Source organism: Aequorivita sublithincola DSM 14238, assembly GCF_000265385.1.
GTDB lineage: Bacteria > Bacteroidota > Bacteroidia > Flavobacteriales > Flavobacteriaceae > Aequorivita > Aequorivita sublithincola.
Genome location: NC_018013.1, coordinates 825251 through 851362, shown reverse-complemented (window position 1 = coordinate 851362; position 26112 = coordinate 825251). Strand labels below are relative to the sequence as shown.

The window sequence follows — 26112 nt, the reverse complement described above, 5'->3', positions numbered from 1 at the left end:
AACTTCTCAAAAATGAAAAATATACTAAAATATACAATCGCAATTATGGCCGTTGGCTTGGTAAGTTGCGATCCAGAATTTGATAGCCCAATTACCGATGACGGATTTTACAGTAGCGGAACGGCAAACCTTTCAAAATATGTTTCCGTTGGAAACTCATTGACCGCAGGATATGCCGATGGTGCATTATATATTACAGGTCAGAAAAACAGTTATCCAAACATCATGGCAAAACAATTTGCTTTTGCAGGCGGTGGTGAATTCTACCAACCTTTAATGAGTGATAATGTTGGAGGGTTAGTGTTAGGTGGAGCGCCACTTACAGAAAATAGATTTGTATTGGCTGTAGGTCCTGATGGCAAACCTGGCCCTGTGCGTTTGGTGGGAACTTCAACTACAGATATTTCCAACCATCTAAAAAGTACATATAACAACATGGGTGTGCCAGGAGCAAAGAGTTTTCACTTAGTGGCTCCAGGATATGGAAGTTTAGCTGGAGTTGCAGCTGGTGCGGCAAACCCATATTTTGTGCGTTTTGCAAGTAGTGAAAGCGCAACAGTAATTGGCGATGCAGTAGCCCAGAACCCAACTTTTTTTAGTCTTTGGATTGGAAATAACGATATATTAAGTTATGCAACTTCTGGAGGTTCAGGAGTTGACCAAACTGGAAATTTTGACCCTACAACTTATGGGGGTAATGATATTACAGATCCGAACGTTTTCGCTTCTGTTTACAGTGCACAAGTTGATGCATTAACTGGTGGCGGAGCAAAAGGTGTTTTGATTAATATTCCTGAAGTAACTTCTATTCCTTATTTCACAACGGTTCCAACCAATGCCATCCCTTTGGATGCTGCTACCGCTGGAGCATTGAACGCACAATTTTCAGCATACAATACACAAGTATTGCCAGGTTTGGCGGGATTAGGTGTTATTTCTCCTGAAGAAGCTGCTTTGCGTATGATTAATTTCACCGCAGGTCAAAACTTCCCGATTATGACGGATGATGATCTTACTGATTTAACAGCTATTTTGCAAGGTCCTCCATTTAGTTTGCCTGCTCCTTTAGCAACTTTATTGGGTCAATTGCGCCAAGTAAAGCCTGATGATCTTATTGTGTTAACTGCTGCTTCTGTTTTGGGAACGACTCCAGATCCAAGCAACCCACAAGGTGTAATTGGTGTTTCAATTCCGCTTAGTGATCAATTTGTATTGGCTGTTTCTGAGCAAGTACGTATTACGGCTGCAAGCACGGCATATAATGCAACTATTCAGGCCCTTGCAGGTGCAAAAGGATTGGCTTATGTTGATGCGAAGTCTGCATTGGCAAGACTTTCAACTGGTGGTATTGCTTATGACGGTGGAATTCTTACTTCACAGTTTGTAACTGGTGGTGCATTTTCATTGGACGGTGTTCACCCAACTCCAAGAGGATATGCTTACACTGCTAACTTAATCATAAAATCAATTAACGATACTTATGGTGCAACAATCCCAATGGTGCACATAGGTAATTATGCAACCGTTACGCTTCATAATAATTAATTTAGAAATATTTCAGATAAGTTTGCTAAAAACCGTTCTCAATTGAGAGCGGTTTTTTTATCTTTAAATTCAACTTAAATTTCAAAAGATGAAACTAATAATAAAATTACTCCTTACAGCAATAGCAGTTGTTGTTCTGGCAAAAATCCTTCCTGGCGTATCTGTTGCAAGTTATGGCACCGCAATCATTGTAGCAATCGTTATTGCTTTGTTGCGACTGATTGTGAAACCTATATTAGTAATTTTAACGCTGCCAATCACAATTGTTACCTTTGGACTTTTTCTACTTATAATCAATGCAATAATCATTTTAATGGCAGATTACTTTATTGGCGGATTTAATGTAAATTCAATCTGGTGGGCACTTCTTTTCAGCCTTTTGCTTTCACTATTTCAATCTTTACTTTTTTCGTTTTTACCTGAAGACAAATAGTTTGCGTTAGAAAAATTGCTTAAATATTTCACTTTCAAATATCATCAAACCCTAAATAATTTAAGGTAAAATTTATTTTAGTCTTATATCTTACGTCCTATAGCGAAGCGGTCTTTGGTCATTTACCAACAACAGTTTGCAAATGTTTGTTGAGTTTTGCAAAAATCCGTACTTTTGCATCCCGAAATTCAGAAGAGAAAAGATGAACATTATAAAAAAAGAAATTGACAAACTGAATGCTGTACTTACAGTAGAAGTTTCAAAAGAAGACTATTCAGCAAACGTTGAAAAAGTTTTGAATAATTACAAGAAAACCGCCAACATTCCAGGTTTCAGAAAAGGCCAAATCCCAATGGGAATGGTTAAAAAACAATACGGAAAAGCAGTTTTGGTTGAGGAAGTAAACAAGGTTTTGCAAGGCGCTCTTCATAAATATCTTACTGAAGAAAAATTGGATATCCTAGGAAACCCGCTTCCAAAGAACGAAGCGGGAATAAATTGGGATGACGATAATTATAGCTTTGAGTTTGAATTAGGTCTTGCGCCACAATTCAATGTAGATGTTAAAGGCAAAGAAGTGTTGCAATACAAAATTGTTGCAGACGATGAAATGCTTAACAATCAAGTAAAGACCATACGTAAACAATACGGAAAATTAATTTCGAAAAAAGAAGTTGAAAAAGGTGACGAAATAACAGGAACTTTCACTTCAACTGAAAAAGAAATTGAAAAGAAAACCACACTTTCTACTGATGAAATTGCTGGCAAAAAACAACTTGAGAGTCTAATCGGCGCTAAAGTTGGCGATACCGTTACTTTGAAAACAAAAGGAATGTTTGCTGACGATCACGACAATCAAAAATATTTGGGCGTTGCGCACGACGAAGCACACGGTTTAGATATTGAAGTTTCTTTTAATATTGAAGAAGTGAACAAACGCGAAATGGCAGAATTGAACCAAGAATTGTTTGATAAACTTTTTGGTGAAGGCAAAGTTTCTTCAGAAGAAGAATTGAAAGCAAAAATAAAGGAAGACGCAGAAGGACAGTTCGCACAACAAAGCGATCAAAAATTGTTGAATGATGTGGTTGAATCTTTAATTGAAAACACAAAATTTGACCTTCCACAAGAATTTTTACAACGTTGGATAGCAATGAGTGGCGAAAAAAGACTTTCTGAAGAAGATGCCAAAGCTGAATTTGAGAGAAGCGAAAAAGGACTTCGTTACCAGTTAATTGAAGGCAAACTTCGCGCAGAAAACAAACTACAAGTTACTTTTGACGAGTTGAAAGACTATTCAAAAAATATGATAAAAGCACAAATGGCGCAGTATGGCCAGATGGATCCTTCTGATGAAGAAATGGAATCTATTACAGCACGAATTCTTTCAAATAAAGAAGAAGTTGAGCGTCTAAGCGAACAGTTAAACTCTGCTAAATTGCTAAATTTCTTCAAGGAAAACGCAAAACTGAAGACCAAAGAGATTACTTATGATAAATTCATCAAGGAAGCTTACGCATAATTTAGCGAAGAAATAGTTATCTTTAGGCGTTGAATTTTTACAATTTAACGCCTTTTTAATTTAACATTTTCCTCTTTAGGAAAGTAAATTTTTAATACGAACAAACATTTATGAACTACAGTAACGAATTCAGAAACTTTGCTACAAAAGATCAAGGAATAAATAATATGTACTACGATAAAATTATAAGTAGTATGTACCCAACAAACTTGACCCCAAATATTATTGAAGAACGCCAAATGAACGCCGTGGCAATGGACGTTTTTTCACGTTTAATGATGGATAGAATCATTTTTTTAGGAACCGGAATTAACGATCAAGTTGCAAACATTGTACAGGCTCAATTATTATTTTTGGCAAGTACAGATGCGGCTCGTGATATTCAAATTTATATCAATTCTCCAGGAGGAAGTGTTTACGCTGGCTTGGGAATTTATGATACAATGCAATTCATCAAACCAGATGTTGCAACAATTTGTACAGGAATGGCCGCTTCAATGGCAGCAGTTTTACTTTGTGCAGGTGAAAAAGGAAAACGCAGTGGTTTAACACACTCTCGAGTAATGATTCACCAACCTTTGGGCGGAGCTCAAGGGCAGGCAAGCGATATTGAAATTACAGCACGTGAAATCATCACCTTGAAACAAGAACTTTACGAAATAATCGCAAAACATTCTGGACAAACCTACGATAAGGTTTACGAAGATAGCGACCGTGATTATTGGATGAAGGCCGATAGAGCGCTAGAATACGGAATGATTGACGAAATATTGACACGAAGCTAAAAAATAGATTTTTTGAAAAAAGATAATATGTCGAAAGAAGATTTAGAATGTTCCTTCTGTGGCCGTAAAAAGGCGGAAACCAGCTTGCTAATTGCAGGATTGGACGCCCACATTTGCGACCGTTGTATTGAACAAGCCCACGGTATTGTTGCCGAGGAGGCTTTGCATTCTGGAAATACGGAACTTTCCAAAGATTTAATGCTGAAGAAACCAAAGATTATAAAAGCCTTTTTGGATGAATATGTAATTGGACAGGAATTCACTAAAAAAGTAATGTCTGTAGCGGTTTACAATCATTATAAACGTTTACTTCAACCAAAAAGCGACGATGATATTGAAATACAAAAAAGTAATATCATCATTGTTGGACAAACTGGAACTGGAAAAACATTAATCGCAAAAACTATTGCAAGAATGTTAAACGTTCCTTTGGCAATAGTTGATGCTACGGTTTTGACCGAAGCTGGTTATGTAGGTGAAGATGTTGAAAGCATCCTAACGCGTTTACTACAAGCCGCAGATTATAACCTTGAAAAAGCCGAAAACGGAATCGTTTTTATTGATGAGATTGATAAAATTGCCCGTAAAAGTGACAACCCTTCAATAACACGCGACGTAAGTGGTGAAGGAGTTCAGCAAGCATTATTAAAACTTTTGGAAGGAACTACAGTAAATGTTCCGCCAAAAGGAGGAAGAAAACATCCAGACCAAAAATTCATTGAAGTAAATACTGAAAATATTCTCTTCATCGCTGGTGGTGCTTTTGATGGTATTGAACGTCATATTTCAAAACGTTTAAATATGCAAGCAGTTGGTTTTACAGCTTCCTTGAAGGAAAACCAGATGGAGAAGGACAATATGCTGCGCTACATTATTCCAAAGGATTTAAAGGATTTTGGTTTGATTCCTGAAATAATAGGTCGTCTTCCTGTTTTAACTTATATGAATCCTTTAGATAAGGAAACATTGCGAGCAATTCTTACAGAACCTAAAAACGCTATCATAAAACAGTACAAAAAACTGTTTGAGATGGACGGAATAGATTTCGTTATAACTGAAGAAGCTCTCGATTTTATTGTAGAACAAGCTATAGATTACAAACTTGGAGCAAGAGGACTTCGCTCACTTTGCGAAGCGGTTCTCACCGATGCAATGTATGAAATGCCAGGAACGGATGAAAAAACTGTCCACGTAACAAAAGAGTATGCCGAGGATAAATTAAACAAATCAACACTTAAAAAGTTGAAGGCAGTTTCTTAGAAATTGTAATTCTTATAAAAGTAAAAACCTCGGGAATTCCCGAGGTTTTTTTATGATTGTGCTCAGTGATTTTTTATTTATTAATTTTAATAAAATATAAATCGGTAAAATCGCTTAAATGTAATTGATCGTTAGCGTTAATAGAAAAATTCGTGTTTATAATTTCTCCATCAAAATTCATAGTCAATATAGTATCAGTTGTAGTCCAATTAAATGTAACAAGACTAGAAATTGCTGTACCTCCTGCAATGTCTCCCTCAGTCTCAATTTTATAACCTGTATTGTCAGAATTAAAAATTAGTTTGTATTCAAATTCATTGCTAAAATCGCTTCGTTGCCATTCTCCAATTAAATCATTGGATAAGATTTCATTATCGTCATCCTTGCTGCAGGCTATAATAGAAATAAGCACAAGAATTAAAATGACTGATTTATAGATTTTTAAATTTTTCATGTTTGTTCAACTTTAGTTCAGAATTCCTTTTCATATTGAAATTCTAGCTATTTTATAAGTCAAAAGTACTTCGGAAGTTAAACTCCCACAAAGGTTTTAGAATAACTTATAAGCGAACTCGACGAAGTGTTTGAAATATCAGACATACAAGCATCTTACAAATGATGTTGTTATTGAGATGCGATTTAAAAGGTGCTGTTTAAGCGCAAAAGTTCCTCTAAATAATCGCGAGTATTTGAAAGCCTAGGAACTTTATGCTGACCGCCCAATTTATTCTTCTCTTTTAACCAATCATAAAAGAGACGTTCGCGAGCATGATGAATCTTGGGAGCATTTAAAGTAGTATTGTTGAAGCGTTTTGCTTCATAATCGCTATTCACTTCTTGCAATGCAGAATCCAGGTACTTTGTAAAAGAATTTAAATCTTTAGGAGGTGATTTAAACTCAATAATCCATTCGTGCGCGCCTTTTTCCTTTCCTTCCATAAAGATAGGAGCGGCGGTATAATCTACAATTTCAGCATTGGTAAGTTGCGAAGCCTTTCGCAGTGCAGTTTCGGCATTTTCAATGATTAGTTCTTCGCCAAAAACATTTATGTGGTGCTTTGTTCTGCCAGTAACCTTAATTCTGTACGGATTGGTTGAAGTAAAACGAACTGTATCGCCAATTTTATAACGCCAAAGTCCCGCATTTGTGGTAATTATCACAGCATAGTTTTTTCCTTCTTCAACTTCACTCAACGGAATTACTTTTTCTTCGGAAGTTTCGTAACCATCCATCGGAATAAATTCATAAAAAATTCCGTAGTCTAGCATTAGTAACAATTCCTTATTTTCATTACGATCTTGAAGGGCGAAAAACCCTTCAGAAGCATTGTAGATTTCATAATATCTGAAATCATTTTTCGGTAATAATTTATTGTATTGATCTATATATGGGTCGAAGTTTACGCCGCCGTGAAAATATACTTCCAAATTTGGCCAGACTTCAAAAAGATTTCCTCTTCCAGTAGTTTCCATCACTTGGTTCAGCAAAACCAGCATCCACGAAGGAACTCCAGCTAAACTGGTTACATTTTCTTTGATGGTTTCATTTACAATGGCTTGCATTTTGGTTTCCCAATCGCCCATTAAAGAAACTTCATTGCTTGGCGTACTACTGAATTCTGCCCAAAAAGGCATATTGTCAATTAAAATTGCTGAAAGATCGCCAAAGACAGTACCGTTTTCTTCGTACAATTGTTTACTTCCGCCGAGCCGTAAACTCTTCCCCAGAAATAAATTTGCATTTGGGTTATTGTTGAGATACATACACAGTAAATCCTTGCTGGCTGCGTAATGGCAGTCTTCCAAGGAATCAATTGTAACAGGTATAAATTTACTTTTGGCGTTCGTAGTTCCGCTAGATTTGGCAAACCATTTTATAGGTGTTGGCCAAAAAATATTGCTTTCTCCGCGGCGTGCCCGTTCAATTCGAGCTTCGTTTTCTTCGTAAGTGGTAATTGGGATTCGCTCAGCAAAATCGCGATATGTTCTTACACTTCCAAAATCATATTGCCGCCCAATCTCAGTATATTTCGCTTTTTGAAGCAAACTAAAAAGCAACTCTTCCTGAACCTCAATAGGATACTTCAAGAAAAGGTCTATTTGGTGAAACCGTTTTTTAAGAAACCAAGAAGCAATGGAATTTACAATAGGGATTGGCATATTTTTTCTGCTATCTTTATGCTATAAAAATAACTATTTTATAATTACGAGGTTTTACTTTTTTGAAACGATATTTCTAAAATGTTTCTTCTGAAAAGAATACTGCGTAAATAATTTTGAATAAATGACTTACGAAGGAGTGCTTACAAAAATGCAGACTGAAAACGGTTCGCCTATTCAGTATTATTTAGTTTTTGAAAACGATTTTTTGAATGTGAATCAGTTAATTGATAAAAAAGTGTCCATCAATTTTCTTCATTATCAGTGTTTGAACTGTGGACTTCAAAAGAAAATTTATCGTCAAGGTTTTTGTTATGATTGCTTTTTTGAAATCCCCCAAGCGGCAGATTGGATAATAAATCCTGAAAAAAGCAAAGCACATTTAGGAATCGAAGACCGAGATTTGGCTTATGAAGAAAAAGTTCAGCTGCAACCACATGTTGTTTATCTCGCTAACAGTAGTAGTGTTAAAGTAGGCGTAACTCGCAAAAGCCAAATTCCAACTCGCTGGATAGATCAAGGCGCACACGAAGCAATTGAAATTGTTGAGGTTCCAAATCGTTATTTGGCGGGAATTACCGAAGTTGCCCTAAAAGATTATGTGAGCGATAAAACCAACTGGCGAACAATGCTGAAGAACGAAATTCAAGATGAAAACTTAGTGGAATGGCGTGACAAGTTAAAACAATTCATTCCTGCAGAAGCTGCTGATTATTATTTAGAAAATAATTCTGAAACCAACCTTCAATTTCCGGTTTTGAAATATCCTCAAAAACCAAAATCGCTCAATCTTGATAAAACTCCTTTTTATGAAGGAATTTTAAAAGGAATAAAGGGGCAATACCTAATTTTTGAAGACGATACTGTTTTTAATATTCGCAGCAACGAGGGTTATGTGGTTTCAATAAAAGTAAATTGAATTTTATTTGTTGCCTCCTTTGGTATTTTGGGAGGTTTTTGTAGTGTCCGTTTTCTTTTTCTTGCCACCCAAGATTCCACCCAAAACATCTTTTATAATTTGCGTATTTTGTTGTTGAGTGGTTTGTTGTTGGTTATTTGTATTAGTGGTTGTAGAATCTTTTTTGGTTCCACCATTTAAAATACCTCCTAAAATACCTGTACCCTGATTTATCAATTTGTCCTTTTGTTTGGCTAGTAGCTGTTTGGTTAATGTACTTATTGCAGCTTCAGCGTTTAGTGATACTTGGGGATTAGTAAATGTTCCTTTCAATCCAATTGGTAAAGCTACGCTCATCGCATCAGCTTCTTGCGAACTCAAATTTTGAAGTAATTTGGTTACATCATTGCCCAAATATTTAGCTGGAACATCCATCGTTAAGTTGTAATCAATAGATTTGTCCAAACCGTGGGTTCCGGCAACGGCAACATTAATTCCTTTAATATAAAAATTAAAGGGTTTAACTTCTATTTTACCGTTATTGAAAGTGAGATTGGTAGTTAGATCTCGAAGGCTTAATCTGTCCAAATTTAAAAACGAAACTTTATCTCCCAATGCAGAAAGCAATGGGGCTTTTTCAGGATCAACTTCGGCAGTAATAATTTGTGCTAAAGCAGTTCCCGCAAGTGTGGATAGTTTCGGCGATAGATCGTTTGTAAGCTGCCCGCTCAATTCAAACTTTGTATTTAAACTTCCTTGTAAGGCTTTCGCAATGGGCACTAAAAACTGAAACATTTCAAGTTTTTCAAAAGATTGGTCAATATCTATTTTGCTTAAATCCAATGTCATTGCAAAAGTTGGTGTTTCGCTTTTTGTTGAAACATTTCCCGCCAAAGCAATGTTTCCACCAAAAATATCTGAAGTGAAATTGCTAATTGTAATCGTTTCATTCGCAATGGCAGCAGTTCCTTTTGCATTCTTCAATTCAAGATTATCGTAAATAATTGTATTCGCATTAAAATTTAAAGTGGCATCCAGAAAGTCTGGAATTTTTACTGCTTCAGAAGAAGCCGTTTTTTGTGAAGTATTACCTCCTTTTTCAGCATTTTTTTCAGAAGAAGAAGTTTCCGAAGCCATAAAATCATTCACATTAAAAGTGTTGGACTGCACAGCAAAACGACCTTTAAGATCCTGCTTGCTCATTAAAAATGGAATGAGGTTTTGAATGTTTCCTGAAGCCTTAATATCTGTTTGTCCGGTTGTTGCGTTTAATTCCTTTAAAGTAAAAACGCCGGGCAGCATAGCTAAACTGGCATTGGTAACTTTCAATTCATTTTTAAAACCAGCATCGTAATTAAAATTGGTCAAACTCGCCGTTCCACGAGCGTCAATCTTATCGTAGAGCTCCTTTTCTACAGAATCCATATCAAAATTTGCAACAACATCAGCTTTAAAAATACCACTGAGTTTTTGTTCCATTTCAAGGGGTAATACCTTTTCAATATTAGCCAAATTGAGAGTTCCCTGCATCTCTAGATTTACCAACGGATTTTCGGTCATATTCTTAATACTCCCATTCATACGGAAAGGTTCGCCGTCAATTCTAAAAGTGAGTTTTGGAATGTTTAAATAGGTGTCATTAAGCAATCCGGTTTCGTTTTTTAATTGGGCGTCAATGGTAATATTATCAACCGTTTTTGGTAAATCAGGATACTTAAATGAAGCATTGTTGCTGGCCACTTTTATATCCATCATTGGTATGTGGGTACTGTCTATAATACCTTTCAGCATTCCATTTACCGTAAAATCTCCAGTTGTTTTTACATCACTTATTTGTTTTATATAGGTTCCTGGGATTACGGCGAGAAAGTTTTTAAAGTCTGAAGATGGTGTTTTGAAAGTAAGATCAACTTCATTATTAGTCTCGTTCATTTGCACATAACCATCAAAAGTTAAAGGCAATTCATTGATTTTAGCTTCATTTTGAAGAAACGTATATTTTTGGTTTTTTAAATCGAGTTTAAAAACGGCATCCAACGAAATTCTATTTTTGGACAAATATTCTGTGTCGTCCATCTTGAAAGTTGCAAATGCTTCCGTTTTTGTGTCGAGGTTTCCAACTTCTTGCGAAAGATCGCCGCTGCCTTTGTGCTGAACATCTGTTAGCATTAAATAGGTTTTGCTGGCTTCGTCACTGTAATTTATGCGGGAATTTTTTATTTCGTATTTTTTTAAATCAAAAGTAAAACCACCATTGGTTTCTTCTCCATTATTAGCTTCTGGGGCATCATCTTTTATTGCAATATCATAATTTGCATTGCCTAGAGAGTCAATTTTTATATTTAGAAAAGCCTCGTCAAGTTTTACTGCATCTACCTTTATGGCTTCATCGCTCTTTTTGAAAAGTTGCATAATACCCATATCCAGGGAAAGTGTTTTCCCACTCGCCAGCGTATCGCCCTCAAAAGGTGCTTTATTGATGACGCTGAAATTTTTCAATTGAAGCGAAGCATCGGGAAAGCTGCTAAAAAGACTCAAGTCAAGATCTTCCCAAGCTACGGTGGCATTTAGGTTTTCGTTAATTGTTCTATTCAGCATTTTTTCGAGACTTCCTTTAAAAATAAAAGGAGCTGCTATTAGTAAGAGAATCAAAATTCCAAGAATGATACCAATTATTTTGAGTGCTTTCTTCATAAAAAATTTAAAAATTGATTTGTGATAATTCCCTTGAAAACAACTTTTTAAAAACTGTAATCAAGTAAATTTTACATCTGCGCACAAATTTACTTGGTAGTCTTTTTGTTTTCCTTAATTTCGTCTTAAAATAGTGAGAATCTGTTTTTACGCGTTTTGGCGTGATAAAAATATAGTTTGAACTAACTCTGATTTATATCGAAATCTTTAAATTTTCCTCAGTATTAGCATTGAATAAAAAGTCATCAAAATAGAACCACAAAAACATATATATTTTTCCCTTGGCACCAATATGGGCAACCGCTTTGAAAATCTTCAAGCTGCGGTTGATAGTTTATTTGAAAAAGTTGGCACCATTTTGAAAATTTCTTCTGTTTACGAAACTCCGGCAATGGGTTTTAAGGGTGATCCTTTTTTGAATTGTACCGTTTGGATGCAGTCAGATTTAGAACCTTCAGAAATTCTGAGAATAATTCTGAAGATTGAAATAACAATGGGCCGTGAGCGAAACACTACAAATACTTACGCTTCTCGACCAATTGATATAGACATTCTTTTTATAGACGATTTAATTATTGAAACTGAAAAGCTTAAAGTTCCTCATCCAGAAATCGAGAAACGGAAATTTGTTTTGCAACCTTTGGCCGAAATTAATTCGCAACTCATTCATCCTCTTTCAATAAAAAAAATAATTAAACTTTTGGCAGAAACTGAAGATAAAAGTGTGCTTCAAAAACAGTTTAAATGGCTAAGCAACCCGATGAAGGATTTCAGTATTTCACAATTCAACTACATCGCGATTGAGGGAAATATTGGAGCTGGAAAAACTAGTCTTACCACAAAAATAGCCAATGATTTTAATGCGAAATTAATTCTGGAACGCTTTAAAGACAATCCATTTCTTCCAAAGTTTTATGAAGACGCAGCCAGATACGCTTTCCCTTTAGAAATGTCTTTTTTAGCAGACCGTTACCAACAATTGGTGGACGATATTACGCAATTTGACCTCTTTAAAGAATCTGTAATTGCAGATTATGATGTGAATAAATCCTTGATTTTTGCAGGTATTACTTTGCCAGAGGAAGAATATGCGCTTTATAAAAAACTCTTCCATGTGATGCACAAGGAGCTGCCAAAGCCAGATTTGTATATTTATTTATATCAAAATACCGAAAGGCTATTGGAAAATATAAAAAACCGAGGTCGTTATTATGAGCAGAGTATTCCTGCAGAATATCTTCAAAAATTGAATACTGGTTATTTAGAATTCATAAAAACCCAACATTCCGAAAACATAAAAATAATAGATATCTCCGAAATGGATTTCGTGCAGAATCGAGCAGATTATTTATCAATTTTGAAGGAAATAACTTCCTTTAAAAATGACGAAAATTAGTCACAGATAACGGCTTTTTTACTATCTACTGAAAACTGAAACTGCTACTTTATTTCATTACCTTTGCAAAAAATACTAAATGAGCACACAAGACGAATACGACAAAGAAAGAAATTCCAAAAAGCCTGGGAAAAATGCACGAAAGAAAAGTGAGGCTCGCAAAATTGCTTCCGCAAAACCCGATACATCTAAGAAAAATCAAGGTCTTCCGCAAAATTCAGCTAAGCCAAAGCTGAAATTTGATAAAACTGGAAAGGAAATTGGCCGTCGTGACAAGCCTATAAGAGAAATTAAGAAAAGCAATCCAGAAGATGGAATTCGCTTAAATAAATACATCGGTAATAGTGGCGTATGCTCCAGACGAGAAGCTGATACATATATTGCTACTGGTTTGGTTTCCGTAAACGGTAAAATTATCAATGAAATGGGCTACAAAGTCAAAATGACGGATGATGTTCGTTTTGACGGTCGCCGTTTAAATCCAGAACCAAACACCTACGTTTTGCTGAACAAACCCAAAGGTTTTGCAACCACAGATAGCAATGCCAAGGGAATGACCGTGATGGATTTGGTAGCAAACGCAACAACTGCCAAAATTAAACCTTTTGGTCGTTTGGGTAGAAATGCTACAGGTCTTCTTCTTTTTACAAATGATGATGAGTTTGTGCAAAAGTTTACCAATAAAGGTATAGCGAGACTTTTTCATATTGAACTTGACAAAAATTTAAAGTCTGAACACCTTAAAAAAATTAAGGAAGGTTTTTCTATTGATGGTAATGAAATAACTATTGAAGAAATAAGCTATGTAGATAATTCGCCTAAAAGCGAAGTGGGTCTAAAGATAAAGCACACTGGCACCAGTGTTATCCGCACTATTTTTGAAAACTTAGGGTATGATGTTGTACGGATGGATTGTGTAACTCTTGGGCCATTGACTAAAAAAGATTTGCCACGAGGTCGTTGGAGAACACTTACCGAAAAGGAACTCAGCATGTTCAGTATGATTTAATGAAGAACAAATTTTATTCACGTTTCATTATTTATTGAATTTTTTTCGCACATTTGTATCATAAATAGTTAAAAAGTACTATAATTTAAAATGGTTGGTTTTTGAAAATCATCGAAAACATAGATTCTAAATGAACAACACATTTTTACTTCAAATAGCTGCACAACAGCGGGTTTCGGGAAATTGTTTCATCATAAACACTTGGCCTATTCACATTTAATCTTCAAGTTAATTTTTTGTTATACCTCTATTTTTTTAAGGAATACGCAACAAGAATTTTTAATTTACACCATTCAACCAACGATATTTAAAGAATGAATACCAAATACATAGACTTAATAAACCAAACCTATTATTGGCCGCAAGAAGAATTCCGCTTGGGAGACAATGGCCTTGAGTTTCACGGCGTAAATCTTATGCAGCTCGTTGAGCAATATGGAGCTCCTTTAAAGTTTACCTATCTTCCTAAAATTTCAGAAAACATCAATTTAGCAAAGAAATGGTTTGCCGAAGGTATTGAAAAGAACAACTATAAAGGCAGCTACAACTACTGTTATTGCACCAAAAGTTCGCATTTCAAGCACGTTTTGAACGAAGCTTTAAAGAATGATATTCATATAGAAACCTCTTCGGCTTTTGATATTGATATCGTGGAAAGCTTAAAGAAAACTGGAAAAGTAACAGATAAAACATATGTGATTTGTAATGGCTTCAAACGCGAGCAATACATAGAAAATATAGCACGCTTAATCAATAACGGTCATGAAAATTGCATCCCGATTATTGATAATTACGAAGAGATTGAATTGCTTTCAGACAGCATCAACAATCATTTCAATGTTGGAATCAGAATAGCTTCAGAAGAAGAACCAAAATTCGAATTCTATACATCTAGATTAGGAATTGGTTACAAAAACATCATTCCTTTTTACGAAGAACAAATAAAAAACAACGAACGTGTAGATCTTAAAATGCTACACTTCTTCATAAACACTGGTATTCGAGACACAGCCTATTATTGGAATGAATTGGTGAAATGTTTGAAGGTTTACGTACGGCTTAAAAAAATCTGTCCTTCATTGGATAGTTTGAATATAGGCGGTGGTTTTCCTATAAAAAATTCTTTGCATTTTGAGTACGATTATCAGTACATGATAAACGAAATTCTAAACCAAATAAACATTACTTGTGCAGAAGCAGATGTTCCTGTGCCCAACATATTTACGGAATTTGGAAGTTTTACGGTAGGTGAAAGTGGTGGTGCCATTTACGAAATTTTGTATCAAAAACAACAAAACGATCGTGAAAAATGGAATATGATTAATTCTTCTTTCATCACAACTCTTCCAGATACTTGGGCAATAAGCAAACGTTTCATTATGTTGGCAATTAATCGCTGGAATGATGAATATGAAAGAGTGCTTTTAGGTGGTTTGACCTGTGATAGTGATGATTACTACAATAGCGAACAGAACATGGCGGCTATTTATCTGCCAAAATTTAGAAAAGAAAAACCTTTGTATATTGGCTTCTTTAACACAGGAGCATATCAAGAAAGTATTGGTGGTTTCGGTGGTTTGCAACACTGCTTAGTGCCTTCGCCAAAACATATTTTGATTGATAGAGACAAAGACGATAATATTACAACCAAACTTTTTTCAGAACAACAAACAAGCGAGCAATTGCTAAACATTTTAGGTTATGAGCACTAAGACATACGCCGGAATCCCGCAAAAATATGCGGCCCTTGAAACATCAAAAATTGTATTGATCCCAGTTCCGTATGACGGAACAAGCACATGGCAAAAGGGAGCAGACAAAGGTCCTGAAGCCTTTTTAGACGCTTCAGAAAACATGGAATTGTATGATATCGAGACCCAAACAGAGGTATATAAACAAGGTGTTTACCTAGCCGATGCTATTACTGAAAATTCCACACCAGAAGCTATGGTTTCAGAAGTGCATAAAGCCACAAAAGATTATATAAAGCGAAATAAATTCGTGACAATTTTTGGTGGCGAACACAGCATTTCTATAGGAACTATTCGCGCTTTTAACGAATGTTTTGATAACTTAACCGTGCTTCATATTGATGCACATGCAGATTTGCGCAAGGATTTCCACGGAAGCACTTGCAACCACGCTTGCGCAGTTTATGAGGCAAGCCAGACCACAAATTTAATACAAATAGGTATTCGAAGTATGGATATTGCTGAAACTCGCGTGATGGATGAAGAAAAAGTATTCTTCGCCCATGACATGGCAAAAGACGAATACTGGATGGATAAAGTTATTGAAGCTTTGGGTGACAATGTTTTCATAACATTTGACCTTGATGCATTTGATCCGTCGATCCTTCCATCTACTGGAACTCCAGAGCCAGGCGGACTTTTTTGGTATGAAACTTTAGATTTTCTAAAACAAGTTTTTGAAGAAAGAAACGTAGTAGGTTTTGATATAGTTGAGCTTTGTCCAAATGAAAACGAAAGAGCGTCAGACTTTGTAGCAGCAAAACTTTACTACAAAATGTTAACTTATAAATTCGCTGGAACTGAAGAGGGCGACGAATACGAAAACAATTTTAACGAAACCAAAAAAGGCGTTTCAAAATTTAATACAGAAGAAGATGAGTACTAGCAAAGGAGCTATTTCCCAGTTTATTGAAAAATATTATTTACACTTCAATGCCGCAGCGGTAGTAGATGCTGCAAAGGGATATGAGGCACAATTGAACAAAGGTTCAAAAATGCTTGTTTCTTTGGCAGGAGCAATGAGTACGGCAGAATTAGGAAAGATTTTTGCTGAAATGATTCGTCAAGATAAAGTGCAAATAATCTCTTGTACCGGTGCAAACCTTGAAGAAGATATTATGAATCTTGTTGCGCACAGTCATTACGAACGTGTACCACATTACCGTGATTTAACCCCGCAGGATGAATGGGATTTGCTTGAAAGAGGAATGAACCGCGTAACGGATACTTGTATTCCAGAAGAAGAAGCCTTTAGAAGAATTCAAAAACACATCGTGAAATTGTGGAAAGAAGCCGAAGCAAAAGGCGAACGCTACCTTCCGCACGAATATATGTATAAACTGCTTTTAAGCGGTGTAATGGAGGAACATTACGAAATAGATTTAAAAGATTCATGGATGTACGCCGCTGCTGAAAAAAATCTTCCAATAATCTGCCCGGGTTGGGAAGATAGCACGATGGGAAATATTTTTGCAAGCTACGTTTTGAAAGGAGAATTAAAAGCATCCACAATGAAAAGTGGAATTGAATATATGACTTTTCTTGCAGAATGGTACACAGAAAATTCCAAAAATGGAATTGGTTTCTTCCAAATAGGTGGAGGAATAGCTGGTGATTTTCCAATTTGTGTAGTGCCGATGTTGTATCAAGATATGGAGCGTCCTGAAACCCCATTTTGGAGCTATTTCTGTCAAATTAGTGATTCAACAACCAGTTTTGGTAGTTATTCTGGCGCAGTTCCGAATGAAAAAATAACATGGGGAAAATTGGATATTGATACTCCAAAGTTCATTATTGAGAGTGATGCTACCATTGTAGCTCCCTTAATTTTCGCGTATTTGCTTGATATGTAAAAAATTGCATTAAAAATTTTGTTAATCAGGACAAATGTCGTAATTTTGAAGACAAATGTATTTGCTATGAGTTATGATGAACAAAATATCGCAATTAATGAAGTAAATGAGTCTTTAAGTGTTTATGTAAAAAACATAGGCAATGTTTCAAGAAAAATTTCTTTTGCAGATTTTTTTCAGGATAAAATGTTATTAGTTCAAGCAATCAGAAGAGGGCTTCCTTATAGTATTTTTAGTCAAATAAAATCATTTACTCCGTTTACTGATGCAGATTGGGCTGAGTACTTAGACCTTTCATCCAAAACCTTACAAAGATATCGGGATGATAAAAACTTTTATTTTAAGCCAATTCATTCAGAAAAAATCTTTGAACTTGCAGAGGTTACAAACTTTGGTATTGAAGTTTTTGGTTCTTCCGAAAAATTCTATAGGTGGTTAAATTCACCTACTTATTCGTTAAATGGTCATAAGCCTGGAGAGCTAATTAAAGATTCTTATGGTAAAGAAATGGTAATGGCAGAACTTAACAGGATAGAACACGGTATTTTTGCTTAATGAGGGTTTTTAGGCTATCCAGAAAAAAATATGCTGATGACTTAAGTGGGTTTGGTGCGGCTAAGTTTGGCAACCGATGGAATTCTAAAGGTATAGAAATGCTTTATACTGCAGAAAGCAGAGCATTGGCGATGGCTGAAGTAATCGTGCATTTAAGCTTGGCATCCTTACCCGACGATTATATGATGATTGAATTAGACATTCCAGATTCTATTGAAATTGAATTCTTGGATATTAAGCTGTTAGGTATGGATTGGAACACTAATCCACCAAGATCAAATACTCAAATACTTGGCGATGATTTTATTCATTCAAAAAAACATTGCATTTTAAAAGTGCCTTCAGCAGTAGTTAAGGGAGATTTCAATTATCTCTTGAACCCGAATCACGAAGCTATAAAGAAGATTAAAATTATTGAGATTACCGACTTTCCTTTCGACGAAAGAATTTTTAACTAGAAACTTACCTCCAAACAATTATATGGAACCAAAAAAAATTGAAAATATTGAATTAAAGTTCTTAACCTTAAAAGACTATGAAGCTCTAAAGAAGGCAACAATTCAATCCTATGGCGGGATGCCAAATAGTTATTGGAAGATAAATGAAATTGGGAATTTAATAGACATTTTCCCAGAAGGTCAAGTAGTTATAATGGCCGATGGCGAAATTGCAGGCTGTGCACTTTCAATTATTGTAGATTTTGATGAATTAGGCGAAAAACATACCTACAAAGATGTTACTGATGATCCAACATTTAAAATTCATGATCCTGAAGGTGATGTGCTCTATGGAATTGACGTTTTCATTCGTCCAGATTTTAGAGGATTACGTTTAGGAAGAAGATTATACGATTACAGAAAGGAACTTTGCGAAAACTTAAATTTGAAAAGTATTGTCTTTGGAGGAAGAATGCCAAATTATCACTTACATTCCGATAAGCTTTCTCCAAAGCAATACATTGAAAAAGTAAAACGCAAGCAGATTGATGATCCAGTTTTAAATTTTCAGGTTTCGAATGATTTTCATCCAGTTAGAGTATTGAAAGGCTATTTGGAAGGTGATAAAGCCTCTGGCGAATTTGCGGTTTTAATGGAATGGGACAATATTTATTTCACCAAACCAGATAAGAAACCAAAGCCATCGCAGATAAAAAGTATTGTGCGTTTAGGCCTTATTCAATGGCAAATGCGGAGCTATGCTGGTATGGAAGAACTAATGCATCAAGCCGAGTATTTTATAGACAGTGTTGCTGGTTACCGTTGCGATTTTGCAATGTTTCCAGAATTTTTCAATGCGCCGCTCATGGCAAAATATAACGAAATGAGCGAGCCAGATGCTATTCGTGAATTAGCAAAATACACTAAAGAAATTACAGAACGATTATCACAGCTTTCAATTTCTTACAACATTAATATTATTACAGGCAGTATGCCCGAAATAGTTAGAGGAAAACTATATAACGTAGGCTATTTATGTCGCCGAGACGGAAGCGTTGAACGTTATGAAAAAATACACGTAACGCCAGACGAAGAACGTGTCTGGGGAATGGCAAACGGAAATTCTTTAAAAACTTTTGATACCGACTGTGGAAAAATTGGTGTGTTAATTTGTTACGATTCTGAATTTCCAGAACTTTCTAGATTACTTTCAGATGAAGGAATGGATATTCTTTTTGTGCCTTTCCTGACAGATACCCAAAATGGATATTCGCGAGTTCGTTTATGCGCACAAGCTAGAGCTGTTGAAAACGAATGTTACGTAGCAATTGCGGGAAGTGTAGGTAATTTACCAAAGGTGCATAATATGGATATTCAATACGCCCAAAGCGCCGTATTTACTCCTTGCGACTTCTCTTTTCCTAGTAATGGAATAAAAGCGGAAGCAACTCCAAACACCGAAATGATTTTAGTTGCCGATGTTGATTTAGACCTTTTAAGAGAACTTCACACATTTGGCGCAGTTAGAAATTTAAAAGATAGACGTAAAGATTTTTATAGGCTTGAAAGAGTGAAAAAGTAAAATATCCTAGAGCTTTAAGTTTTTTAAAACCTGACAGGTCTATTTTTTGTTTGAAATATCTCCCAAACCGCAACTCCAATAACCACAGAATATTCTAAACCAACCAACCAAAGATTTTCATCAAATCCATCTTTTCCGTAGGCTGAATAACTTAACATTACCATAAAACTCCAAACAATCGGAAATTTATATTTTGTAAAAACCGAAAGTAAAAGCGGAGTTGCAACGTACCACGGATGCACGGTTGTTGAAAATAGAAAGTAGAACGAAATTGCAAAAAGCATCGCAGTAATTAGTTGTTGCGGAGTTTTATTTTTTCTGAAGAACGCAAGTCCCAAAATAAAAAGTAACACCAAAACAGGAAGAATCTTCCCAACGGTTTCAATCAAATTCCAACCAACAACCTGAAAACCAATCCATCGAATTATATAATAAACACTTGCATTAAACTCAAAATTTTGAAACCAAAGAGCGATGGTTGCTGAAAAATGCTGAATAAATTCCAAAGAAAGAAAAGGTAGAAAAGTTATTATTATCGTTATCCCGATTATCGTATAAAATTTCAGCAAGGTTGTCCAGTTAAATTTTTTGAAGTTGCTTAAAATAGTATTTTTTGAGATTTTGTTTTTATCTATGAAATATTTCAGAAATAAAGGCAAAAACAAAAGTGGAATCAACTTCACAGAAACGGAAAGTCCAATCAAAACCGCCGCCCAAAACCATTTTCCGTTAAAGATTAAATGCAACGCCCACACAAAAAAGAAAAGCATCACACCTTCAAAATGCAGGTTTCCTGTGAGTTCAATGATTATAAAAGGATTTAGAAAATACCAGAATATATTTTTTACGGGTAGAGTCAATCTCTCTAATATTTTTCTTCCGAAGTAAAGAACTCCTATATCTGCCAGAATAATTATCACACGAAGTACAATCACAGAACCCAAAATACTCTTTCCCGAAAACAACGCAGCAACAGCAAAAAACAGTTGATTTATAGGCGGATAATTGCTGAAATGGCTGGCATTTAGTGCACCCATTCCTTCATAAAGTTCATTTGCCTGAGAAACTATTACTCCAAGTGATTCGGAAACTTCTTTAAAATATATTTCTGGTGTAAAAACATACGGACTTATTCCTTGCGCCAGCAATCTTCCATCCCATAAAAATCGATAGAAATCCTGGGAAAGATTTGGAATTGCAGGAATGAAAATTAATCGAAGGACAATCCCCAAACTTGCTAAAAACCAAAAATTTTCCCGATGCTTCGGGAAGAATTTTTCAATAAAAAGATAAGCAATAAAAAATAAAGCTGAGTAAAGCGAAATGAGTCTCACAAAATGACTTCGCTCCAAATCATACCCAAAACTGATGTAAAACGCGATGGAAACTATCGCAAATAAAAGAGGAATTTTATTGAGTTTTAAGAACTTCACAAATCATTTAATTTTATTCAAAACTCGTAATTAAGAAATCGACAATGGTTAATCCTTTCAGTCTTGCCATTCAGCAATAAAAAGATTAGTATCACGTCCGCCACCGTTATTTCTGTTAGAAGAAAAGGCTAATTTTTTCCCATCATTTGAAAACACAGGAAAGGCATCAAAAGTTCTTCCGTGCGTAACGCGCTCCAGATTTTTTCCGTCAGTATCAATCAAATAAAGATTGAACGGAAACCCTCTTTCTGATTCGAAGTTACTTGAAAACAAAATCTTTTTCCCAGAAGGATGGAAGAACGGTGCCCAGTTAGCATTTCCTAAATGCGTTAATTGGCTAAGTTCACTACCATCTGCGTTGCAAATGTACAGTTCCATTTCTGTGGGTTGCACCAAACCTTGAGCTAATAAATCTTTATATTCCTTTATTTCAGCTTCTGTTTTTGGTCGTGACGATCTAAAAATAAGTTTGCTTCCGTCCGGAGAGAAAAATGCCCCTCCATCATAACCCAATTCGTTGGTTATTTGCTTCACGTTTTTTCCGTCAATATCCATAGTGTAAAGTTCCAAATCGCCACTTCGCATTGAGGTGAAAACAATTTTATCTCCTTTAGGTGAAACGGTTGCTTCGGCATCATAACCAGGTTCATCGGTTAGTTGAGCAGTAATATTTCCTTCCAAATCTGCCACAAAAATGTCGAAACTATCATACACTGGCCACACGTATTTTCCTTCTTTTTTCAAAGGAACCTCGGGACAATTTTTGTCTTTTAAATGGGTGCTTCCATAAACAATATGTTTATTGTCTGGCAGAAAATAACTACAAGTAGTTCGTCCCTTTCCAGTGCTTATCATTGGCGGTTGCTTGTCTTTAAAAGTTTCATCGGCGTTCATCAAAAACATTTGGTCGCAGTTTACTCCCCAATTTTTGTAATTGCTTTGAAAGATGAGTTTGCTATCATCAAAACTCCAATACGCTTCGGCATTATCGCCACCAAAGGTTACTTGTCGAATGTTTTTGAAGTGTTTTTCTTCGGGATAAATTAGTGTATCCTGAGTTTGAGGATCTAAAACCAAAGCTGAAGTTTTTTCAGCTTGGTCTCCAATTGGAGTCTCGGACCCTTCTTTTTTCACTTCATTTTTACAACTCGCAAAAAGGGAAACAATTAGTAACGTATATACTATTTTCATTTTTAATGTACTTTTGCACAAAAGTAATGATATGCGTACAATTTTAGTGATATTTCTGGCAATAGTGGTTTTCTCTTGTAAAGAAACTAAGATGAAATCGGTAACTATGAAAGAGGATGTTTCCATTTTGGCGAATGATAGTCTCAATGGAAGAAAAACAGGTTCTTCAGATGAAAAAAAAGCTGCTGAATATATTGCGAAACGATTTGCCGATTTAGGTTTGCAACCCAAAGGAACCGACGGCTACTTTCAGAAATTTACTTTTAAGGCAAGTAAAATTCCGCATCAAGAAGCTGAATTCACTTCCGAAAAAAATGATAGTACGGAAACCGGTGAAAATGTAATCGCTTATTTAGACAATACAGCTGAAAATACAGTAGTAATTGGCGCACATTACGACCATTTAGGGATGGGCGGCGAAGGTTCATTATACCGTGAAGGCGATGCAATCCACAATGGTGCAGACGATAATGCAAGTGGCGTCGCGATGATGCTGCATCTGGCAGATTCACTTCAAAACAAAGATTCTCCAAAGAATAACAACTATCTTTTTATTGCTTTTTCAGGTGAAGAAGAAGGACTTTTGGGTTCAAATTATTTCGTAAAAAATCCAACTATTGACACCAAAAAAGTAACGTATATGCTGAACATGGATATGGTGGGAAGACTTAATCCTGAAAACACTTTGGCCGTTTATGGCGTTGGAACTTCCCCAGTTTTAAAGCAAACCGTAAATGCAAATGCGGGCGATTTGAAAATTGTAGAAAATGAAAGCGGTGTTGGGCCAAGTGACCACACATCGTTTTATCTTTCAGATATTCCTGTTTTACATTTTTTCACTGGGCAACATGAAGATTACCACAAACCGAGTGATGATACCGAAAGGGTAAATTTTGAAGGAATGGAAATGGTTTCAAATTATATCTTTAGTATCATTAAAGATTTGGATTCTCAAAAGAAGCTTCCTTTCAGAAAAACGAAAAATGAAAGCGAAGTGGTTCCAGATTTTAAAGTTACATTAGGCGTTGTTCCTGATTATCTTTTCAACGGAAAAGGGATGCGAATTGATGGTATCAGCGAAGATCGTCCCGCCCAAAGAGCAGGACTTCAAAAAGGCGACGTAGTAGTAAAAACGGGCGATTTTGAAGTGACCGATATGATGAGTTATATGGAGAGTCTTTCAAAATTTGAGAAGGGACAAACGGTTATTGTAACCATTAAAAGAAGCGAGGAATTAAAGGAAGTTGAGGTTACGTTTTAGAAATTTCACAAAATAAAAAAACCCCAAAAGTCTTTAAGACCTTTGGGGTTAAATTCGTATCGAGTACAGACAAGGCATGCCTTATCTGTAAGTATAAATTACATCATCCCAGGCATTCCGCCGCCCATACCTCCTGGCATTCCACCACCAGCATTGTCTTCTTTAATATCTACCAAAGCACATTCTGTAGTAAGAATCATTCCAGCTACTGAAGCTGCATTTTCAAGTGCGATTCTAGTAACTTTTTTAGGATCGATAATTCCTGCTTTAATCATATCAACGTACGTTTCGCTTTTAGCATCATAACCGAAGTTTTTCTTGCCTTCCAAAACTTTATTGATAACTACAGAGCCTTCGCCTCCTGCGTTTTCAACGATAGTCCGAAGTGGAGATTCGATTGCTTTTGCTACAATGTTTATACCTGTTGCTTCATCAAGAGTATCGGTAGTAAGCTTTTTAAGCACTTCAATAGCGCGAACTAAAGCAACTCCTCCACCAGCAACAATTCCTTCTTCTACAGCCGCACGGGTTGCGTGAAGAGCATCATCAACTCTATCTTTTTTCTCCTTCATTTCTACTTCGGAAGCTGCGCCAACGTAAAGAACAGCAACACCACCAGCTAGTTTAGCCAAACGTTCTTGCAATTTTTCTTTGTCGTAATCGCTCGTAGTAGATTCTATTTGTGATTTTATTTGGTTTACACGACCTTTAATATCGTCTTTCTTACCTGCACCATTTACGATGGTAGTGTTGTCTTTGTCAATTGTAACGGTTTCAGCAGAACCTAGCATATCGATTGTTGCGTTTTCTAAAGTGAAACCGCGCTCTTCAGCGATTACTGTTCCGCCAGTTAAAACTGCGATATCTTCAAGCATTGCTTTTCTTCTGTCTCCAAAACCTGGCGCTTTTACTGCTGCGATTTTTAAAGAACCACGAAGTTTATTTACTACCAAAGTAGCCAACGCTTCACCATCAACATCTTCAGCAATTATTAAAAGAGATTTCCCTTGTTGCGCCACTGGCTCAAGAATAGGAAGTAAATCTTTCATTGAAGAAATTTTCTTGTCATAAAGCAAAACCATTGGGTTTTCCAATTCGGTCATCATTTTTTCGGTATCAGTTACGAAATATGGAGAAAGGTACCCTCTGTCAAACTGCATTCCTTCAACAACGTCAACGTATGTTTCGGTTCCTTTAGATTCTTCAACAGTAATTACACCTTCTTTTCCAACTTTTCCGAATGCTTTTGCAATTAAATCACCAATTAACTCGTCGTTATTTGCTGAAATGGAAGCTACTTGCTTTATCATTTCAGAAGAATTACCAACTTTAGTTGTTTGCTTTTCAAGGTTTTCAACAATAGCTGCAACAGCTTTGTCGATACCGCGTTTTAAATCCATTGGATTTGCGCCGGCAGCTACATTTTTAAGACCTTCTTTTACGATTGCTTGTGCAAGAACGGTTGCGGTTGTAGTTCCATCACCAGCAAGATCGTTGGTTTTTGAAGCTACTTCCTTCACCATTTGCGCGCCCATATTTTCTAGTGGGTCTTGCAATTCAATTTCTTTTGCTACAGTAACACCATCCTTTGTCACCTGTGGTGCTCCGAAAGATTTACTGATAATTACGTTACGACCTTTTGGGCCTAATGTTACTTTTACTGCGTTTGCCAATGCATCAACGCCGCGTTTTATAGCGTCGCGAGCTTCTACATCAAATTTTATATCTTTTGCCATCTGTTTTTTGTTTTGTTCCGAAGAAATTCGGAAGTTTTATTTGTATTATTTATTGAATTCAAATTTTGTTTTATTCAAGAAATACCATATTTCAAGCACCTCCCGAAGCCTCGAGACCAAATAAATTTCAAAAATCAATTTTCAAAAGGAATGCTTTTGGAATTTGGGATTTGTTTATTGGAATTTGCGAGTCATTATCTTTAGATAATGGCGAGGATATCTTCTTCGCGCATAATCATGTAATCTTTGCCATCAAACTTTAACTCGCTGCCAGCGTATTTTCCGTAAAGAACGGTATCGCCTACTTTCACGGTCATTTTGTGGTCTTCTTTTCCTTTACCAACGGCTACTACTTTGCCTTGCTGTGGTTTCTCTTTTGCGGAATCTGGAATGTAAAGACCAGATGCGGTCTTAGTTTCAGCTTCTTGCGGCTGAACCAAAACGCGATCTGCAAGTGGTTGAATTTTTAATGCCATTTCAATTTTATTTTTTAGTTGCCTGCATCAAAACAGACGGGTTTAACTTAGATTTTAATGTACTGCTTGCTAATTGGCAGAAATTGTGCCAATGCCTGTAAACTGACACTATATGAAACAGAAATGCCAGCTTGT

22 protein-coding genes are annotated in these 26112 nt (G+C 35.9%); 15 read left to right on the top strand and 7 right to left on the bottom strand.

Translation table 11 applies throughout. The features are described from left to right. Nucleotides 1–12 precede the first annotated feature (12 nt). The 5 genes from AEQSU_RS04095 to clpX all read left to right on the top strand — a co-directional run bounded on the left by AEQSU_RS04095 (nt 13) and on the right by clpX (nt 5545). A complete protein-coding gene (locus AEQSU_RS04095) occupies nt 13–1545 on the top strand; it encodes an SGNH/GDSL hydrolase family protein (RefSeq protein ID WP_014781595.1) in 1533 nt (510 codons plus the stop codon). 88 nt (nt 1546–1633) lie between these two features. Continuing rightward, nucleotides 1634–1978, top strand: a complete 345-nt coding sequence (locus AEQSU_RS04090) for a phage holin family protein (protein WP_014781594.1) — start codon at nt 1634–1636, stop codon at nt 1976–1978. A 202-nt stretch (nt 1979–2180) separates the two neighbouring features. Further along, on the top strand, nt 2181–3500 hold the full coding sequence (gene tig / locus AEQSU_RS04085) for a trigger factor (protein ID WP_014781593.1): 1320 nt from the start codon (nt 2181–2183) through the stop codon (nt 3498–3500). A gap of 110 nt (nt 3501–3610) precedes the next feature. Beyond that, nucleotides 3611–4285 (top strand): ATP-dependent Clp endopeptidase proteolytic subunit ClpP, encoded by a 675-nt coding sequence (gene clpP, locus AEQSU_RS04080; RefSeq protein ID WP_014781592.1) that lies wholly within the window; start codon nt 3611–3613, stop codon nt 4283–4285. Nucleotides 4286–4312: 27 nt separating this feature from the next. Then, on the top strand, nt 4313–5545 hold the full coding sequence (clpX, locus tag AEQSU_RS04075) for an ATP-dependent Clp protease ATP-binding subunit ClpX (protein WP_014781591.1): 1233 nt from the start codon (nt 4313–4315) through the stop codon (nt 5543–5545). Between the two features lie 73 nt (nt 5546–5618). Here clpX and AEQSU_RS04070 read toward each other — a convergent pair whose 3' ends face one another. Beyond that, a complete protein-coding gene (locus tag AEQSU_RS04070; protein ID WP_014781590.1) occupies nt 5619–5999 on the bottom strand; it encodes a hypothetical protein in 381 nt (126 codons plus the stop codon). Nucleotides 6000–6184: 185 nt separating this feature from the next. Continuing rightward, nucleotides 6185–7705, bottom strand: a complete 1521-nt coding sequence (locus tag AEQSU_RS04065) for a GH3 auxin-responsive promoter family protein (protein ID WP_014781589.1) — start codon at nt 7703–7705, stop codon at nt 6185–6187. Nucleotides 7706–7829: 124 nt separating this feature from the next. Here AEQSU_RS04065 and AEQSU_RS04060 point away from each other — a divergent pair, with 124 nt between their 5' ends. Then, nucleotides 7830–8624 (top strand): DUF2797 domain-containing protein, encoded by a 795-nt coding sequence (locus tag AEQSU_RS04060; protein ID WP_014781588.1) that lies wholly within the window; start codon nt 7830–7832, stop codon nt 8622–8624. Between the two features lie 3 nt (nt 8625–8627). On the opposite strand, the gene AEQSU_RS04055 is transcribed toward AEQSU_RS04060, so the two are convergent. Beyond that, nucleotides 8628–11297 carry an AsmA family protein gene (locus tag AEQSU_RS04055; RefSeq protein ID WP_014781587.1) on the bottom strand — a complete coding sequence of 890 codons (2670 nt, stop codon included), beginning with the start codon at nt 11295–11297 and terminating at the stop codon, nt 8628–8630. A gap of 250 nt (nt 11298–11547) precedes the next feature. Here AEQSU_RS04055 and folK point away from each other — a divergent pair, with 250 nt between their 5' ends. From folK to AEQSU_RS04015, 8 genes are all read left to right on the top strand, one after another. After that, the gene (folK, locus tag AEQSU_RS04050; RefSeq protein ID WP_083834431.1) at nt 11548–12693 is read left to right on the top strand and encodes a 2-amino-4-hydroxy-6-hydroxymethyldihydropteridine diphosphokinase; all 1146 of its coding nucleotides are present in this window, start codon (nt 11548–11550) and stop codon (nt 12691–12693) included. Nucleotides 12694–12772: 79 nt separating this feature from the next. Beyond that, on the top strand, nt 12773–13702 hold the full coding sequence (locus AEQSU_RS04045; RefSeq protein WP_014781585.1) for a pseudouridine synthase: 930 nt from the start codon (nt 12773–12775) through the stop codon (nt 13700–13702). Nucleotides 13703–14016: 314 nt separating this feature from the next. After that, a complete protein-coding gene (locus tag AEQSU_RS04040; RefSeq protein ID WP_014781584.1) occupies nt 14017–15414 on the top strand; it encodes an arginine decarboxylase in 1398 nt (465 codons plus the stop codon). Next, on the top strand, nt 15404–16339 hold the full coding sequence (gene speB, locus AEQSU_RS04035) for an agmatinase (protein ID WP_014781583.1): 936 nt from the start codon (nt 15404–15406) through the stop codon (nt 16337–16339). The genes AEQSU_RS04040 and speB overlap by 11 nt, the downstream gene beginning before the upstream one ends. Continuing rightward, nucleotides 16329–17306: a deoxyhypusine synthase family protein gene (locus AEQSU_RS04030; RefSeq protein WP_014781582.1), complete on the top strand. Its 978-nt coding sequence runs from the start codon at nt 16329–16331 to the stop codon at nt 17304–17306. The genes speB and AEQSU_RS04030 overlap by 11 nt, the downstream gene beginning before the upstream one ends. A 45-nt stretch (nt 17307–17351) precedes the next feature. After that, nucleotides 17352–17861 carry a type II RES/Xre toxin-antitoxin system antitoxin gene (gene parS, locus AEQSU_RS04025; RefSeq protein WP_245529116.1) on the top strand — a complete coding sequence of 170 codons (510 nt, stop codon included), beginning with the start codon at nt 17352–17354 and terminating at the stop codon, nt 17859–17861. Continuing rightward, nucleotides 17861–18319, top strand: coding sequence for an RES family NAD+ phosphorylase (locus AEQSU_RS04020; protein ID WP_014781580.1), 459 nt, complete (start codon nt 17861–17863; stop codon nt 18317–18319). Before parS ends, AEQSU_RS04020 begins: the two co-directional genes overlap by 1 nt. Before the next feature lie 22 nt (nt 18320–18341). Beyond that, nucleotides 18342–19880: a bifunctional GNAT family N-acetyltransferase/carbon-nitrogen hydrolase family protein gene (locus AEQSU_RS04015; protein WP_014781579.1), complete on the top strand. Its 1539-nt coding sequence runs from the start codon at nt 18342–18344 to the stop codon at nt 19878–19880. 23 nt (nt 19881–19903) lie between these two features. Here the strand turns inward: AEQSU_RS04015 and AEQSU_RS04010 are convergent, their stop codons facing one another. Then, nucleotides 19904–21313: an MptA/MptB family glycosyltransferase gene (locus tag AEQSU_RS04010; RefSeq protein ID WP_014781578.1), complete on the bottom strand. Its 1410-nt coding sequence runs from the start codon at nt 21311–21313 to the stop codon at nt 19904–19906. 57 nt (nt 21314–21370) lie between these two features. Next, nucleotides 21371–22504, bottom strand: coding sequence for a TolB family protein (locus AEQSU_RS04005; protein WP_014781577.1), 1134 nt, complete (start codon nt 22502–22504; stop codon nt 21371–21373). Nucleotides 22505–22535: 31 nt separating this feature from the next. On the opposite strand from AEQSU_RS04005, the gene AEQSU_RS04000 reads away from it, so the two are divergent. Continuing rightward, nucleotides 22536–23765 (top strand): M20/M25/M40 family metallo-hydrolase, encoded by a 1230-nt coding sequence (locus AEQSU_RS04000; protein ID WP_014781576.1) that lies wholly within the window; start codon nt 22536–22538, stop codon nt 23763–23765. A 98-nt stretch (nt 23766–23863) separates the two neighbouring features. Here AEQSU_RS04000 and groL read toward each other — a convergent pair whose 3' ends face one another. Together groL and AEQSU_RS03985 are read right to left on the bottom strand one after the other, a co-directional pair. Next, complete coding sequence (gene groL / locus AEQSU_RS03995) at nt 23864–25501, bottom strand: chaperonin GroEL (RefSeq protein WP_014781575.1); 1638 nt, start codon at nt 25499–25501, stop codon at nt 23864–23866. A gap of 200 nt (nt 25502–25701) precedes the next feature. Next, nucleotides 25702–25977 (bottom strand): co-chaperone GroES, encoded by a 276-nt coding sequence (locus AEQSU_RS03985; RefSeq protein ID WP_014781574.1) that lies wholly within the window; start codon nt 25975–25977, stop codon nt 25702–25704. Between the last annotated feature and the right edge of the window lie 135 nt (nt 25978–26112).